Annotated in this window: 12 protein-coding genes and 1 pseudogene; 8 read left to right on the top strand and 5 right to left on the bottom strand. The window is 63.7% G+C overall.

Annotation, left to right across the window (positions count from 1 at the left end):
* Positions 1–205: 205 nt before the first annotated feature.
* From FAZ11_RS25290 to FAZ11_RS01850, 3 genes and pseudogenes are all read left to right on the top strand, one after another.
* A pseudogene (locus FAZ11_RS25290) lies at positions 206–290 on the top strand (methyl-accepting chemotaxis protein); the annotation flags it as partial.
* A 4-nt stretch (positions 291–294) separates the two neighbouring features.
* The gene (locus tag FAZ11_RS25295) at positions 295–591 is read left to right on the top strand and encodes a hypothetical protein (protein WP_420849691.1); all 297 of its coding nucleotides are present in this window, start codon (positions 295–297) and stop codon (positions 589–591) included.
* 124 nt (positions 592–715) lie between these two features.
* Positions 716–1,675, top strand: a complete 960-nt coding sequence (locus FAZ11_RS01850) for a restriction endonuclease (protein ID WP_158295280.1) — start codon at positions 716–718, stop codon at positions 1,673–1,675.
* A 380-nt stretch (positions 1,676–2,055) separates the two neighbouring features.
* Here FAZ11_RS01850 and FAZ11_RS01855 read toward each other — a convergent pair whose 3' ends face one another.
* From FAZ11_RS01855 to FAZ11_RS01865, 3 genes are all read right to left on the bottom strand, one after another.
* Complete coding sequence (locus FAZ11_RS01855) at positions 2,056–3,729, bottom strand: ArnT family glycosyltransferase (protein WP_058772958.1); 1,674 nt, start codon at positions 3,727–3,729, stop codon at positions 2,056–2,058.
* A gap of 140 nt (positions 3,730–3,869) precedes the next feature.
* A complete protein-coding gene (locus FAZ11_RS01860) occupies positions 3,870–5,513 on the bottom strand; it encodes a phospholipid carrier-dependent glycosyltransferase (protein ID WP_240043615.1) in 1,644 nt (547 codons plus the stop codon).
* Positions 5,510–5,809, bottom strand: coding sequence for a hypothetical protein (locus FAZ11_RS01865; RefSeq protein WP_058772957.1), 300 nt, complete (start codon positions 5,807–5,809; stop codon positions 5,510–5,512). Before FAZ11_RS01865 ends, FAZ11_RS01860 begins: the two co-directional genes overlap by 4 nt.
* Before the next feature lie 525 nt (positions 5,810–6,334).
* On the opposite strand from FAZ11_RS01865, the gene FAZ11_RS01870 reads away from it, so the two are divergent.
* Positions 6,335–7,549 (top strand): cyclic di-GMP phosphodiesterase, encoded by a 1,215-nt coding sequence (locus tag FAZ11_RS01870; protein ID WP_058772956.1) that lies wholly within the window; start codon positions 6,335–6,337, stop codon positions 7,547–7,549.
* Positions 7,550–7,612: 63 nt separating this feature from the next.
* On the opposite strand, the gene metC is transcribed toward FAZ11_RS01870, so the two are convergent.
* Positions 7,613–8,764 carry a cystathionine beta-lyase gene (gene metC, locus FAZ11_RS01875; RefSeq protein WP_058772955.1) on the bottom strand — a complete coding sequence of 384 codons (1,152 nt, stop codon included), beginning with the start codon at positions 8,762–8,764 and terminating at the stop codon, positions 7,613–7,615.
* Between the two features lie 112 nt (positions 8,765–8,876).
* On the opposite strand from metC, the gene FAZ11_RS01880 reads away from it, so the two are divergent.
* Positions 8,877–9,791: a LysR substrate-binding domain-containing protein gene (locus FAZ11_RS01880; protein ID WP_058772954.1), complete on the top strand. Its 915-nt coding sequence runs from the start codon at positions 8,877–8,879 to the stop codon at positions 9,789–9,791.
* Between the two features lie 204 nt (positions 9,792–9,995).
* Entirely contained in the window at positions 9,996–11,321 is a 1,326-nt protein-coding gene (locus FAZ11_RS01885; protein WP_058772953.1) for a M20/M25/M40 family metallo-hydrolase, read from the top strand.
* A 45-nt stretch (positions 11,322–11,366) separates the two neighbouring features.
* Here FAZ11_RS01885 and FAZ11_RS01890 read toward each other — a convergent pair whose 3' ends face one another.
* Positions 11,367–12,491 (bottom strand): MFS transporter, encoded by a 1,125-nt coding sequence (locus FAZ11_RS01890; RefSeq protein WP_058766440.1) that lies wholly within the window; start codon positions 12,489–12,491, stop codon positions 11,367–11,369.
* Between the two features lie 263 nt (positions 12,492–12,754).
* Here FAZ11_RS01890 and FAZ11_RS01895 point away from each other — a divergent pair, with 263 nt between their 5' ends.
* Positions 12,755–13,183, top strand: a complete 429-nt coding sequence (locus tag FAZ11_RS01895) for a DUF2231 domain-containing protein (protein WP_058766441.1) — start codon at positions 12,755–12,757, stop codon at positions 13,181–13,183.
* A complete protein-coding gene (locus FAZ11_RS01900) occupies positions 13,180–14,475 on the top strand; it encodes a PQQ-dependent sugar dehydrogenase (RefSeq protein ID WP_058772952.1) in 1,296 nt (431 codons plus the stop codon). Before FAZ11_RS01895 ends, FAZ11_RS01900 begins: the two co-directional genes overlap by 4 nt.
* Positions 14,476–14,486 lie beyond the last annotated feature (11 nt).

Consider the following 14,486-nt stretch of genomic DNA (forward strand, 5'->3'; position numbering starts at 1 on the left):
AAGAACTGAGGAAGAGGTGGCCCGTAACGCGGCCTCTACCTCCCAGGCGGCGTGTGAGTCCAGCGCCGCCGCGGAAAGCGGCAACGCCAAGGTCGGCCAGGCGCTCGACGCCCTGCAGTGCCTCAGCCAACAGGTGCAATCGACCTCGGTCCAGGTCGAAGGCCCGACCGGGCAGGCCCAGGACATCAGCCAGGTATTGAGCGTGATCGGCGCCATCGCCGAGCAGCGCCAACCGGCTGGCGCTGAACGCCGCCATCGAAGCGGCCCGCGCCGGCGAGCAGGGTCGTGGACTCGATGCGCCTCAGCACCAGCCAGGCCCACGCGACCTACGAGATCGCCCAGGACGCCGGCCGCGCCCTGAACGACATCCTCCAGGCCGTCCGCCTGATCGACGAACGCAACCTGCAGATCGCCACCGCCGCCGAAGAACAGGCCCATGTCTCCCGCGAGGTGGACCGCAACCTCATCAGCATCCGCGACCTCTCGGTGCAGACCAGCGATGGCAATCGGCAAACGGTAGGTGCCAGCGAGCAGCTGTCCGGGTTGGCGGGGGAGCTGGAAACCTGGGTAAGGCGGTTTAGGTTGGTGTGAGTATTGGCAGAAAATGAGGGCGGGTCTTTGCTTGTCTATCCCTCAATTTCTTCAACGCTAAATAAATCATGAAGCAACTTCATGTGTTATAATTTATCGTATGTTTTTGAAGGTGAATGGAATCATGCAGGCTTTTATTCTTAGGATCGCCCCTAGCAATGTGGATAGGTTACCTGAGGCACTGGAAAGTAATCAGATAATTATTGGTTGGTCAGAAACGCCTGGGCTGCTTGATGCTTCGCTCTCCTGGAAAAAATTCAGAGAAAAAATCCATTTCGAGCATTACGCTGAAGATAAAACTCTCCATCGCGCTGGTGCCGCTGCTGGGCATATGTGGCGATTTGCGCGTGATATGCAGATCGGGGATTGGGTGGTCGTTCCTTATGGCTCAAAATTCTATGTGGCTAAAATTACAGGGGATGCTTTTTATATTCCTGAAAAAGCCAATGAAGATACGAGCTATCGCCGTCCTGTAGAATGGCTGAATGACAAGAAGCCCATTCCAAGAAGTTACGCAAAGGCTGCACTTATTTCTCGGATGAAAGTCTACGGGACGTCAGCTTTGGCGACAGACCTGTTGAGTGATATTGAGGACGCACTTGCGCGAGCGCCATTAGGGAAAAAGCCTTCCTTCAAAAGTGAGTTACAAAGTGCTCTTGTTGCAAAAACAGTGGATCATCTTCGGTCCGGGCATATGGATAGCTTTGGATTTGAAGAGTTAATTAAAGAATTGCTAATCGAGATGGGGGCGAAAACGGCGCAGGTGGTAGCGCGGCGGCTGGATAAAGGAGCGGATGTTCTGGCAACCTTCCGAATCGCAGAGACCTTCCAGTACACACTTGCTGTTCAGGCCAAACACTGGGATTCAAGCGCTCCTGTGACGAATAGTGTGGTTGAGCAGCTCGTTGAAGGTATCGAGGCAAGTGGAGCCAATCTTGGGATGGTCATCACTTCAGGAGTAATCGACCAGAGTGCCGTAAAAGCTGCTATCTCCTACATGGAGTCTACCGGTACTCCCATTGAGCTAGTCGATGGTGAACAGTTTGCGAAGATGTTGATCGAGCAGGGTATCGGGAGGGTGTGATTCGAGCTGGTCTCGATTCACTTTTAGTCGAACAAGCCGGCAGTAGGTGACTCGGAGCAATACGGATCAGACTTGCGAGCCTACGGTTAGTCATTTTGCGAAGTGATTAGCTGCGAATCGCAATGTCGAGCTTGATGACAGTCGAGCGACCCGAGGCTGTAAGCCGATTTTAATTTTGCCAAGCGGGTCGTTGTATGGCCTTTCTGATCGTTCGGAGCTGCTCGATAGCTTAGGATCTGAAACCCCTTTGGCGCCTCGATATATGCGAGCCAGGCCTCGTGACCAGCGCGGAGCAGTGAGCACACGAGCATCTGAGCGATGCCCACGGCCAGGTGTAGGGATTTCTGGCCGTCGGGGCATCGTCCAGCGCTCGCGAAACGTCAGGGCAATCGATAGACCAGGCAGGGATTCCGGTTAAAACGGCGCTCCACCACCGGTTGCAGCTGCTCCAGGCGCGTGCTCTGGAGCAGGTCACGGTCTTTTCGGGCGAGGATTATCCAGGACCCCGCCGGTAGGCTATCCAGCTGTGCCTTCTGCTCGCGAGCGATGAAGAGGGGTTGTTCATCATGCTTGAGGTTCATCATGTAGCGGATCGCCTCGCCGTCATGGTCGATGCCGAAGAACACCAGCGGCCCCGGCTGCGCTTGGCGCAGTCCCTCCACCTGCTGGACGAAGCCGCGGGTGTCGTACTCCAGGTCCTGGACCGGCTCGACCACGGCTGCCAGTATCGTCCACTGGGCGGCGAACGCCAGGGCGCTGAGGGTCAACAGACGCTTGGCGCCTCGCTGGCTGCGCCACTTCAGCAGGCTGAGCAACTGGAGTCCGGCGAAGCAGACGATGAGGGCGGGCAAGGCCAGGTCGGGCCAATAGCCTTGCTTTTTCCAAAGATGCTGGCCGACCAGCAGGGCTACCAACGCCAGGCCCGGCAACAGCCCTACCAGCAGCCGATAGGCCACCTCCATCCAGCGTAGCCGTGACGCCGCCTGCAGCAGGGCGAAGGCGGCTAGCGCGGCCAGGAAGGGCACCATGGGGACTACGTAATAGGCTCGCTTGAAGTTCGGGATGGACAGGCCCACCAGGATCGTCAGGCCGCAGCCGGCCAGCCACAGCAATTGGCGGCGGTCGGCGCTGTCCGGGCTGAACAGCAGTTCGCGCCGCCAGGCCCACAGCGCCACCAGGGCCAGCGGCAGCACCGGCAGATAGCGATACAGGCCCAGCTGCAGATAGAACCAGAAGGGTTTGCCGCTCTCGTCCAGGCGCCCGGTGACCTGCATATGCCAGACCTCGGCGGCGAAGGCCTCACCGCCCTCCAGGCGCGCCAACTGCATCAGCGTCCACCAGCACAGGCTCAGGAGGACGAGGCCGGCCACGCCATAGCCGATCAGACCCCGCAGCGCGGCTGGCCGGCGTTGCGGATCGCACCAGGCGGTCACCAGCCAATAGACGCTGACGATGCCGCAGGGCTCGATCAGCCCCAGCGGTCCACGGATGGCGAAGCCGAGCGCGAACAGTGGCAATACCAGCAGGCGGCGGCTGGGGCGCTGGTCACGGTCAGCGCTGTAGAAGAGGTAGAAACACCCCAGCACGATGAGGGCGACCAACTGATCCAGGCACACCGCACGGGCCTTTTCCAGCCACTGGGGAGTCAGCGCCACGAGCAGGATGGTCAGTAACGCCCAGGCGCGGCTGCGGTCCGCGAGGATGCGATAGGTCAAGCCCAGTACCCCGGCGGCGGCCAGCGCCGTGGGCAGCACATTGGCGAGTTGGTTCGGCGCGCCTATTACTCGGGCGGCGAGCCAGCTCAGCCAGGTCGCGGTGCCGGGATAGTCCGGATAGGGCTGTCCATAGGTGGTGGGAAAGAACGCAGGACCGTGGCGGAACATTTCGTTCAGGAACACTGCCCAGCGGTAATCGAAGCCCTGCGGAGCCTGATCCCAGATCCCTAGCGTGAAGAGCGCCAGTGCGGCCACGAATACCAGCAGACTTTCGGCGCTTAGCTTGGCTCGAGTGGCAGTCGGTGAGGTTTTAGCGATGGATAACGGCAAGGTGTTCATTGAGCACTGTCCAGGGGAACGGCAAGGTCAGGGGCGGTCAGGGATGTGCCGCGGCCGAGCACGAAGCCCGGCGCGCCTCACGCTCGGGGGCGTGGAGATTGCTGCCAAAGAAGATCAGCGGTTGTTGAAGACGGTGGCTGTCACGGTGCCCTCCGCGAATAGATCAGCAGGACGAGCCGTTCCTGGGTGAGTCTTGCGTTGGCCGCTGGCAGACTCGCCAGCAGGCGCTCGTCACTGTCGCCACTCATTCTCAGCAGCACGGCGATGGAGCCCTGGCGACGGTGCCTGTCGATCCAGGCGGGCAGTTCGCCGTCGGGCATCAGCCGTCCGCTGTCAGGCTGGCGTGCGAAGCCGTATTTCAGCTCGCCCGGTCCGCCGACCAGGACGACATCGGTGCGATGGGTCGCCCAGGCGAGGCTGGCCGCCGGCCCCAGGTCATTGCTCACCAGCCAGTGCGCCGATTGCAGCGCGCCCAGGTGCTCCTGGATGAAGACGCTAGGCAGCTTGTTGTAGAGCAGGCCCTTGGGCAGCGCGACGGTCAGGAGCGGCAGTACCAACCACAGCGCCAGAGCGGGTACCAAGGCGGTTTCCCTTGGCCAGAGCAGGGCGCCCAGGCCGGCCAAGGCGAAGCCGAGGGGGGCCAGCAAGGCCAGGCCCCAGGCCAGGTTGTCGGCGCCGCCATAGAGGCGGTCGTCGAAGACCATCAGGGCCATGAAACCCAGGCCTCCCAGCAGTAGATTGACGACGCCATTGAGCCTTAGCGCGCGCCAGTCGCCTTTTTGATAGGACTCGAAGAGCGCGCGGGCGAGCAAGGGCACCAGGGCCGCCATGGCTGGTAGCAGATAGGTGGGCAGCTTGCCGCGGCTGAGGCTGAAGAAGATCAACTGGCTGACGAAGGCGATTCCCAGGAAGGCCGTGCCGCTGTGTTTGCGCTCCTGCCAAAGACGTCCCAGGGTGCGGGGTAGCAAGCCGGCCCAGGGTAGGAGGGCCACCAGCAGGATAGGGCCATAGAACCAGAATGGCCGCTCGTGCTGGGCGTCAGCGCTGGCGAAACGCTGGATGTGCTCGTGCCAGAAGAAGAAATTCCAGAAGTCCGGATCGCGGTGGGCCACCCACAGCGCCCAGGGCGCGACTACCAGGGCCGCGACGATGACCGCCACGGGGCCGCGGCAAATCAGCTCCAGGAAGCGGCGTTGCCAGAGGAAGAAGGGCACCGCCACCAGCACCGGCAATACCAGGGCCAGAAAGCCCTTGGTCAGGAGACCACCGCCGCACGCCAGGCCCAACAGTGCCCAGTTTCGCAAGGCTGCGCCACGGGTGGTAGCGGCCTGGGCTTGCCAGAGGGCGAGCAAGGCGAGGGTGGTCCAGAAGGCGAATTGGGCGTCCAGGGTCACATAGGTGGCCAAGCCCGCCACCGCCAGGCACGACAGGTAGAGGACGCCGGTGAGCAGCGCCAGCCGGCGATCGCCCCAGATCAGCCGCGTCAGGCGCACGACCAGGGCTGCGGTGGCGAAGCTGGCCAGCAGCGGCACCACCCGTACGCTCAGCAGCGAATCGCCGAGCCAGGCCTGGGCGATGGCCTGCGTCCAGTAGCCGCCGATGGGCTTCTCGAAATAGGGCAACCCGAGGAAGTACGGCACTACCCAATCGCCGCTGCGCCAGAGCTCCTGGCCGATCTGCGCATAGCGCGACTCATCGGGAATCCACAGACCGCGCCAATTCACGGGCAGCACGTACGCCAGGAGCGCCACGGGCAGTAACAACAGCAAACGCACACGACTCATCGTTGGACTCCTAACCATCCCTGGCGCCCTGCAAGGCTGCCGCGGACAACGCTTCCTTCCGGAAGCTCTCGTGGATCATCGGGCAGGCGGTCGCCCAGCGGCCCGACAGGGATTCCCCGCTCCCGCGCGGCCCTGAGCAGAGCGCGGAAGTCCCTGGCGAAGGCGCTGTCGTCCACCTCGGGTGGCAGAGTGTAGACATTGTGCCTTTCCTCCAGCAGATCGAGCAGCCGCGGTACCCCTTCGCGGGTGCCGCGATAGGCGTCTACCTCGATGCTCAGGCTGGTCGGGATCAGCATTTCATCATCCCTGCCATCACCCCTGCCATCGCACCAGAGTCCGTACGAAAAGGGCCTACGCTCGGCGATGCTTAGTTGGAGGGCACCTGGATGGCCGGCGAGGCGCGCATCATCGCGCCTGGCTTGTCAAAAATTAGTCATGCCCCCATGAAAAAAAGCTAAGCCGCTGCTTTTCAGGTACGACAGGTAGGGCTGTCTCCCCAGGGCGAGTGTCTGGGCCATATCCTGCGCATAGCGGCGTTCCTGCTATCGTTCAGGCGGATACCGGTCGTTCGAACCGGATTGCGCGCGTCTTCGGTGGATGGGGGCGTACCCTGAGCCACCGTGGTTGGCTCTGTGGCTTTGAGTGCTTGGATAGGCTGGCTACCGGCAACTCTTTTGTATGACAACTCACCTCTGACCACTCGTTTTTGCTACTTCATCGGCACGAGCAGGGTAGGAGCTTCCGCGAATGCTGGCTTTTTGGTATTAAAGATTATTGCGATACCTATTTGGCCATTCCACTTACCTTCTCTCAGAGAACCCATGGCGCTGCCCCAATACAGCATCAGAGTGCCCGTCTCCCAATTGCAGTTGGGCATGTACGTTTGCGAACTGGACCGTCCGTGGGCGGGTACGCCCTTTCTGTTCCAGGGTTTTCCGATCCAGAGTATTGACGATCTTCGCGCGCTGCAGGAAACCTGCGAATTCGTCTGGGTGGATCGGCGGCAGACCGGCTCGTCGGCGCCGCCCGCCGCGACGGGGTCGCTGGGCGAGCAAACCAAGACCTATGCCATCGATTACCGGGAAGCGGTCAAGGTCACCGAACCGGTGTGGCGGGAAGCCCGGGCCGTGTCGATGCGGATGCTCGACGCCGTCAAGTTCGGTCAGGAACTCAATGTCGTTGAAGTGCGACGTGCCGTGGGGGAGTGCGTCGAGAGCGTGCTCAAGCACCCGGCGGCCAGCCTCTGGCTGGCGCGGATCAAGCAGCGTGATCACTACACGGCGGAGCACTGCCTGCGGGTGTCGCTCTATGCCATCGCCCTGGGCAAGGAGCTGGGGATGCTGCCCCTGGAGCTGGAGGAGCTAGGGGTCTGCGGCATGCTGCATGACGTCGGCAAGCTCAAGGTGCCCGAAGAGATCCTCAACAAGCCGGGCCGCCTGACCGACGAAGAATTTCGCGTCATGCAGGCCCATACCACCTACGGCTATCAATTGCTGATGGGCAACAGCGAGGTGCCGCCCGCGGCCGTCGACGTCGCCCATACCCACCATGAACGCATGGATGGCAAGGGCTATCCCCGGCAACTGTCGGCGCAGCGCATTCCCTTCAAGGCCAAGATCATCGCCGTGGTGGATGCCTACGACGCCATCACCAGCGACCGCCCCTACAGCAAGGGTCGTTCGAGTCTGGAAGCCTTGCGGATTCTCTTCGAAGCCAGGGGCTCGCAATTCGACGAAGCCGTCGTCCTGGCCTTCATCCAGTTGATCGGTGTCTATCCGCCCGGCGAGATCGTCGAGCTGAGCACTGGCGAGGTGGGGATCGTCATCGGCTTCGATGCCGGGACCAAATTGAAGCCGCGTCTCCTGATCGTCCTGGACGGCGACAAGCGGCCATGCCCGGAGCGCGTACTCGATCTGGCGCGCGATCCCCTCGATGCCCAGGGCGGCTTCGTGAGCGTGCGCGCGGTCAAGCCCTCGGGTGCATATGGCATCGATATCGATGCCTACCGGGCCAAGGGGCTGTTGATACCGGGCTGATACGCAAGGGTGTCTCGGTGGAGAGCGCCAGGCCCGCGTCGCCTGCTGAGCGGCTGGCGCTGTTCAGCGCGCCACGGCATAGGCCCTCAAGGCCCGTTCCAGGTCTTGAAGCAACAGGTTCTCGTCTTCCAGACCCACGGAAATCCGCACCACCGGCTGATCGGTGGGTGAGTGGCGACGGGCCCGCTGCAACTCGGCGGGATAGTAGGCGATCAGACTGGAGGTTCCTCCCCAGCTCGCACCGATGGGGAACAACTCGAGCGTATCGAAAAAGGCGCCGTAGGCCGCTTCCCGTTCGGCGGGCTGCAGGATGACCGACAGCAGGCAGCCACAGCCTTGAAACTGTTCTCGCCAGATCCGATGGCCCGGATCGCTCTCCAGGGCGGGGAAGAGCACCTTTTCGACCAGGGGCTGTGTCTCCAGCCAGCGCGCGATGTTCAGCGCTTTGCGACTCTGTTCGCGGAGCCGCAGGGGGTAGGTTTGCAGGCCCCGCTCGACCAGGAAGCAGTCGTCCGGACTGGTCGCCTGCCCGAACACGCTTTGGGTTTCCCGCAGGGTGGCGTAGTGCTGCCCGTCGTTGAGGCTGACACTGCCCATCAGCAGGTCCGAGTGACCGCCCAGGTATTTGGTGACGGCCTGCACGACGAAATCCACGCCGTGATCGAGGGCCTGGAAAAACAGCGGGCTGGCCCAGGTGTTGTCCATCAGGGTGAGGACGTTATGCCGCCGCGCGATGCGGGTGATGGCGTCGATGTCCTGCATCTCCATGGTGATCGTGCCAGGGGCTTCCAGGCAGATCAGCCGGGTGTTCGGACGGATCAACGCCTCGATGCCCGCATCCAAGGTCGGTGGATAGAACTCGACGTCTACGCCCATGCGTTGCAGCCATAGCTGCGCGAAAGCCTGCAACGCGCCATAGCAGGACTCAGCGATCAGCAGGTGATCACCACCGCGGACGAAGGAGAGCACCGTGGTGATCAGGGCCGAGGCGCCGGAGGGGAGCACCAGGCAATGGCGGGCACCTTCGAGTCGGGCGATCTTGAGCTCCAACTGGCGGGCGGTGGGCGTGCCGGTGCTGCCATAGCTGTAGCCGTCCGGGTGACGGGTCTTGCGGTTGACGAAGTCTTCGAAGCTATCGAAAACCACGGTGGAGCCGCGCCACACCGGTGGCGCGAGGCTCGCATAGGGGTTACCGGCGAAATCGTTGATTTTCATGGTGCGTTACCTGTTCGCAAAGCCAATGTATGGCGGCATTGTTGGCTGGACGCGACCGTTCGGCTAGCTCTAGGATTATTGACTCGATAAGCCAGGCTTATAGGGTGCGGGGATGGGGGTGCGCGATATCGAGGTGTTCCGCGTGGTGATGAACGCGGGAAGTACCAGCAAGGCCGCCCAGGTGCTCGGCATCAGCCAGCCGGCCGTCAGCCAGTCGATTCGCAAGCTGGAAAGCAGCGCGGGACTGCAACTCTTCCACCGCGCGCATGGACGTCTGCTTCCCACCGAGGAAGCCCGGGCGTTGATGATCGATGTCGACAAGCTGTTCGTGGGCATGGATGCCATCGAGCACCGCATCAAGAGCCTGAAGCAGTTCGGTACCGGCAGGCTGGCCATCGCCGTACACCCCTTGGTTGGCACGGCATTCATGCCCCGGGCGCTGGCCGCCTTCGACCTGGCGCAGCGTGATGTCCGCGTGGCCTTGCGCGTGCAAAGCTCGCGGGAGGTCCACCAGGAAGTCTCGGCGGGGCTGTGCGACTTCGGGCTCATGGCGGATGAAATGCCTGCCGTGGGACTCGAACATTCCGAATTCTTGAATGAGTCCGGGGTGATCGCCCTGCCGGAGGGACATCCCCTCGCGCTGAAAGCCTCCATTTCCGCCGAGGAGTTGGGACGTCATGACTTCATCGCCCTCAATCCGGAAGACAGCAGTCGTCGCCGGCTGGAAGTCGCCCTCGACGCCGAGGGCATTGCGCTGAAGGTGAGGGTGGAAACCGCCTATCTGCATACGATCTGCAATCTGGTGATGAGGGGGCTGGGCATAGCCTTCATCAATCCGTTGGCGGCGGTGGATTTCGTTGGCCGAGGTCTGGTGGTCAGGCCCTTCGACCTGGATATCAGGACTCGCAGCCTGCTGGTTTTCCGCCCTGGCAAACCCCTCTCGGACAATGCGCGCAAACTGCTCGCTACCATGCGCATACAGCTCGCGAAGGACCTCGCGGCGATCAGGCACCACCTGGCGCCGTGAACGGGTGAGGCAGTGGTCGGGAATGGATTGCACGACAAGAGGCCAGCGTTGCCTGAGCGGGCGCCAGGCGTTGACGGCCTTGCCACATCCCGTTACGGCGCGTTTTTTGACGACTCCTCCACTCCCACCTAGGGTCAAGAGGTTGCGCATTTGTCTGACAATTGCGCGCGCTGTGGAACATCACCTAGGCAATGGGAGTGTCAGATGTCTTTTGCTCGTTCGGCTTTGGCCAACCGCTTTTCCGCAATAGTCCTTACCGCCGCCACCGCCACCCTGGCGTTGCCCCTGGCCGCCGCGTCCGGCGTCGAAGATGCCTTTACCGCCGTGCAGGGCGATGCCCGCGTCACCAAGGCACTGGAAGTCCTGCGCGCCGATGATGGGCGCACCTTCGAGGAACAGAAGCGCATCGCCCAGATCCCCGCGCCGCCGTTCAAGGAACAGGTGCGCGCGGAGTATTACCTCAAGCGCTTCCAGGAACTGGGGCTCAAGGATGCCAGCATCGCCCCGGAGGGCTATGTGATCGCCACCCGCAAGGGCAGTGGCCAGGGACCGCAACTGGTGGTGTCGGCGCATCTGGATACGGTGTTTCCCGAGGGTACGGACCTCAAACTCAAGGAACAGGACGGCAAGACCTACGGACCCGGCATCGGCGATGACGCCCGGGGCCTGGCGGCGCTGCTGTCGGTGATCGACGCCCTCGACAAGAGCGGCATCGAGACGGTGGGCGACCTGATCTTCGTCGGCACCGTGGGCGAGGAAGAATTGGGCAACCTGCGCGGAGTGAAGGCGCTGTTCAAGGATCGCCAGGGCATCGATGGCTTCATCTCGGTGGACGGCATCGACGTGCGCCGCATCGTCAATCGCGGTACCGGCAGCCACAGATACGAGATGACCTTCAAGGGGCCGGGTGGCCACAGCTTCGCCGAATTCGGTCGCCCCAGTGCCATCCATGCCATGGGCCGCGCCATCGCCAAGATCGCCGAGGTGCGGCCACCCAAGGAGCCCAAGACCACCTTCACCGTGGGTACGGTGCAGGGTGGCACCTCGGTCAATGCCATCGCCGGCGAGGCGCGGCTGACCCTGGACATGAGATCCAACGAGGAAGCCGCGCTGTTGGCCGAGGAGAAGGAGATCCTGGCCCTGGTGCAGGACGCGGTGAAGGAAGAGAACCAGCGCTGGGAGACCGATCAGATCACCGTCGACATCAAGCTGATCGGGGATCGTCCGGCCGGTGGCACAGCGGAGGATTCGCCCATGGTGCGGACGGCGCAGCGCGCCATCGCCGCGGTGACCGGTGGTGCCAAGGTCAGCCTGAGTGGTGGCAGTACTGACTCCAACACCGCCATGTCCCTGGGCGTGCCGGCCATGACCATCAGCGGTGGCGGGGAGGGCGGCAGCGCCCATTCGCTGGCGGAATGGTACAAGCCGGTCAACGCCTACCAGGGGCCGCAGAACGTGCTGCTGACGAGCCTGATCCTGGTGGGCATCAAGGGGGTCAGCGAGCCGGTGCTGCAGGCTCACGGCCAGTAACGCTGGGCCGGCCCTGGTGGCGGACAGTTGCCAAGGCCGGCGCCCTCATTCGCGCGCGGGCTGCAATCTCAGGCAAGCCAGGGAGCTGACCAGGATCGCCAGGCCGGACAGCGGATACAGCAGGGTGGCTGGCACCAGCGGAATGAGCACCCCAGCCAGCAGCGGCCCCACGCTGGCGCCCACGTCGCGCCACATGGCGTTGGAGGCCAGGGCCGGCAGGCGCGCCTGGCCCGGATGACGGCTGGCGACCAGGGTCACCACCAGGGGGATCTGCAGGGCGCGCAGGATCAGCACCCCGCCGGCGCCGAGGATCAGCCAGTGGCAGCCGAAGGCGACGAGGAACAGCGCGGTCAGCGTCGAGCAGACCACCAGCATGGGCGCCGCGCCATAGCGGTCCGCCGCCCGACCGCCGAGGGGGCTGAGCAGCATGTCGGACAGATACCGCAGCGCCATCAGCAGTCCGGCGACCAGCACGGCGTTGCCGCCCAGCACCGCCTGGGAAAAGGCCGACAAACCGAAGATGAACAGGCCATCCAGGGTCACCCCTTCGATGAAGGACCAGGTGACGATGCGATCCGGCCAGCGCAGGCGGCGTCCGGGCGCCGGCAATTCGTGCCCGGCGCGGGGCAGTCCCAGGGCCAGCAGCAGGCCGACCAGGCAGAGTCCGCTGCTCAGCAGTAGCACCGCACGCGGACCGTACTGCAGGGTCAGCCAGGCGCCCACGGAGAGGGCGAGCATGGGGCCGATGGCGATCAGCGCCCGCGAGGTGCCGGTGCGCCGGGCGGCGCCGGCTGGATCGGCCGTGGCCAGCACCTGGGTGGACAGGTTGAAGGTGGCGAAGCTGAGGCCCCAGGCCAGGCGCAACCCCACCAGTGCCCAGAAACCCGAGAGATTGGCGTTGCCCAGGGCGCAGAGCGCGGCCACCGCGGCGGCCACCACCAGGCTGCGGCGATCGCCGAAGCGAGCATAGAGCTGCACCACATAGCGATAGCCGATGATGCGGATCACCCGGTTGGCGGCCAGCAGGATGCCGGCCTCGATCAGGCTGATGCCGAAGCTTGGGGCGTACATGGGCAGGACGAGATAGAGCAGCACGTCGCTGGGCAGGCAGCAGGCGAGGACGATGGCCGCGCGCCGGGAGGCCTGATCGACGGACCGGGAAGAGGTCATGCGCAAGGGATTCCTGTAGCGGAGGTGACGTCCAGCCCTTCGGTCGGCGGCTGGACAGCGGATTGCAGGGGAGGGCTGTGCCGGACAGTCGCCTGGCAGAGGGGGCTACTGCAACGAGACTGTCATTATCTCTTCTTTTGCAAGAGGTGTCCGCCAGGCGAAACGGCTGAACTAACCCGGCGCGCGGGCAATCCTTTTCAGTGCGTCTTGCCGCGCAGTGGCTGTCCAGCCCTGCCACGTCCCGTCATGAAAAGGAGTCGTCAGTGACCGTAGCTGCCCACCATTACCACCCCGTCCGGCCCGGCCCGCTGCATGCGCTGCTGCTGGCCGGCTCCGTGCCGCTGTTCATCGGCGGCTTGCTCAGCGACATCGCCTACTACCAGACCCAGCAGATCCAGTGGGCCAACTTCGCCGCCTGGCTGATCGCCGGAGCTCTGTTGCTGTCCGGCCTGGCCCTGCTGTTCGCCCTGGGTAATCTCTTCGGCGCCCGTTTCCGCGGCCGGCGACCCGCAGCCTATTTTCTCTTGCTGCTGCTGGCCTGGGTGCTGGGGCTGGTCAATGCCTTCGAACATGCCAAGGACGCCTGGGCGGTGATGCCCGCCGGGCTGATCCTCTCGGTGATCGTCACTGTGCTGAGCCTGGTGGCCGCCTGGATCGGCCTCTCCAACCTACGTTCGGAGGTGGTTCGATGAGCACTCCAAGAGCCTTGAGCGTCCTCGGTCTAGCTGTGCTGCTGGCTGCCTGCGGCAACGAGGGCGGCGCCGACACCCAGGCCCGCGGTCCCGATCCCAAGCTGCCCGAACCCCAGCGCGGCCTCTTGCCGAGCATGAAGATCGCCGAGCCGGCGCCCTGGGGCGATCGCGTCCCCACCGTGCCGCAAGGCTACAAGATCACCGCCATCGCTACTGACCTGCGCATTCCCCGGCAGATGCTAGTGCTGCCCAATGGCGACATCCTGGTGGCCGAGGGCCGCGGCGGCAATGCGCCCAAACTCAAGCCCAAGGACGTCATCGCTGGCTACATCAAGGCCCAGGGCAACACCCAGGTGAAGGGTGGCAATCGCCTGACCCTGCTGCGCGATGCCGATGGCGACGGTACCTACGAACTCAAGACGGTGTTCGCCGAGAATCTCAACGCGCCCTACGGCCTGGCCTTCGCCAATGGCCGCATCTATGTGGCCAACCAGGACGCCCTGGTCAGCTTCCCTTACCAGGACGGTCAAACCCAGGCTGTCGGGGCGCCGGTCAAGCTGGTGGATCTGCCGGCGGCGATCAACCACCACTGGACCAAGGCGCTCACCGTGAGCCCCGATGGTCGCTACCTCTATGTCGGTATCGGCTCCAACAGCAACGTCGGTGAGCGGGGCATGGACGTCGAGGTGGATCGCGCGGTGATCTGGCAGATCGATGCCCAGAGCGGTGCGCACAAGAACTATGCCACCGGGGTGCGCAATCCCACCGCCCTGGCCATGCAGCCCGGCAGCGGCCAGCTGTGGGCGGTGGCCAACGAACGCGACGAAATCGGTCCCGACCTGGTGCCGGATTACCTGACCTCCATCCGCGAAGGCGGCTTCTATGGCTGGCCGTACAGCTACTGGGGGCAGAACGTCGACACTCGAGCCCAGCCGCAGGATCCGGCCAAGGTGGCCGCGGCCATCAAGCCCGACTACAGCCTGGGTTCCCACGTCGCCGCCCTGGGCGTGGCCTTTTCCACCGCGGCGGTGGGCGGGCAGTTCACCGATGGCGTCTTCGTCGGCGAACACGGCAGCTGGAACCGCGACAAGCCGGTGGGCTACCGCGTGGTCTTCGTACCCTTCCAGCAGGGGCGTCCAGCCGGTGAACCCATCGACTTCGCCACCGGCTTCTACGGCGACGATGGCAAGACCCGTGGCAGACCAGTAGGTGTCGCGGTGGACCAGCGCGGCGGTGTCCTTATCGCGGACGACCTGGCCAACACCGTCTGGCGGGTGACGCGGACTCAGTGAGCCCGCGTCAT

It is taken from the genome of Pseudomonas rhizoryzae (genome assembly GCF_005250615.1).
Classification (GTDB): Bacteria; Pseudomonadota; Gammaproteobacteria; order Pseudomonadales; family Pseudomonadaceae; genus Chryseomonas; species Chryseomonas rhizoryzae.

What these genes read in the sequence shown, in the direction of transcription:
- FAZ11_RS25295 (WP_420849691.1), top strand. Translation starts at nt 295, where the DNA reads ATGCGCCTCAGCACCAGCCAGGCCCACGCGACCTACGAGATCGCCCAG.
- FAZ11_RS01850 (WP_158295280.1), top strand. Translation starts at nt 716, where the DNA reads ATGCAGGCTTTTATTCTTAGGATCGCCCCTAGCAATGTGGATAGGTTA.
- FAZ11_RS01855 (WP_058772958.1), bottom strand. Translation starts at nt 3,729, where the DNA reads ATGAACACCTTGCCGTTATCCATCGCTAAAACCTCACCGACTGCCACT.
- FAZ11_RS01860 (WP_240043615.1), bottom strand. Translation starts at nt 5,513, where the DNA reads ATGAGTCGTGTGCGTTTGCTGTTGTTACTGCCCGTGGCGCTCCTGGCG.
- FAZ11_RS01865 (WP_058772957.1), bottom strand. Translation starts at nt 5,809, where the DNA reads ATGCTGATCCCGACCAGCCTGAGCATCGAGGTAGACGCCTATCGCGGC.
- FAZ11_RS01870 (WP_058772956.1), top strand. Translation starts at nt 6,335, where the DNA reads ATGGCGCTGCCCCAATACAGCATCAGAGTGCCCGTCTCCCAATTGCAG.
- metC (WP_058772955.1), bottom strand. Translation starts at nt 8,764, where the DNA reads ATGAAAATCAACGATTTCGCCGGTAACCCCTATGCGAGCCTCGCGCCA.
- FAZ11_RS01880 (WP_058772954.1), top strand. Translation starts at nt 8,877, where the DNA reads ATGGGGGTGCGCGATATCGAGGTGTTCCGCGTGGTGATGAACGCGGGA.
- FAZ11_RS01885 (WP_058772953.1), top strand. Translation starts at nt 9,996, where the DNA reads ATGTCTTTTGCTCGTTCGGCTTTGGCCAACCGCTTTTCCGCAATAGTC.
- FAZ11_RS01890 (WP_058766440.1), bottom strand. Translation starts at nt 12,491, where the DNA reads ATGACCTCTTCCCGGTCCGTCGATCAGGCCTCCCGGCGCGCGGCCATC.
- FAZ11_RS01900 (WP_058772952.1), top strand. Translation starts at nt 13,180, where the DNA reads ATGAGCACTCCAAGAGCCTTGAGCGTCCTCGGTCTAGCTGTGCTGCTG.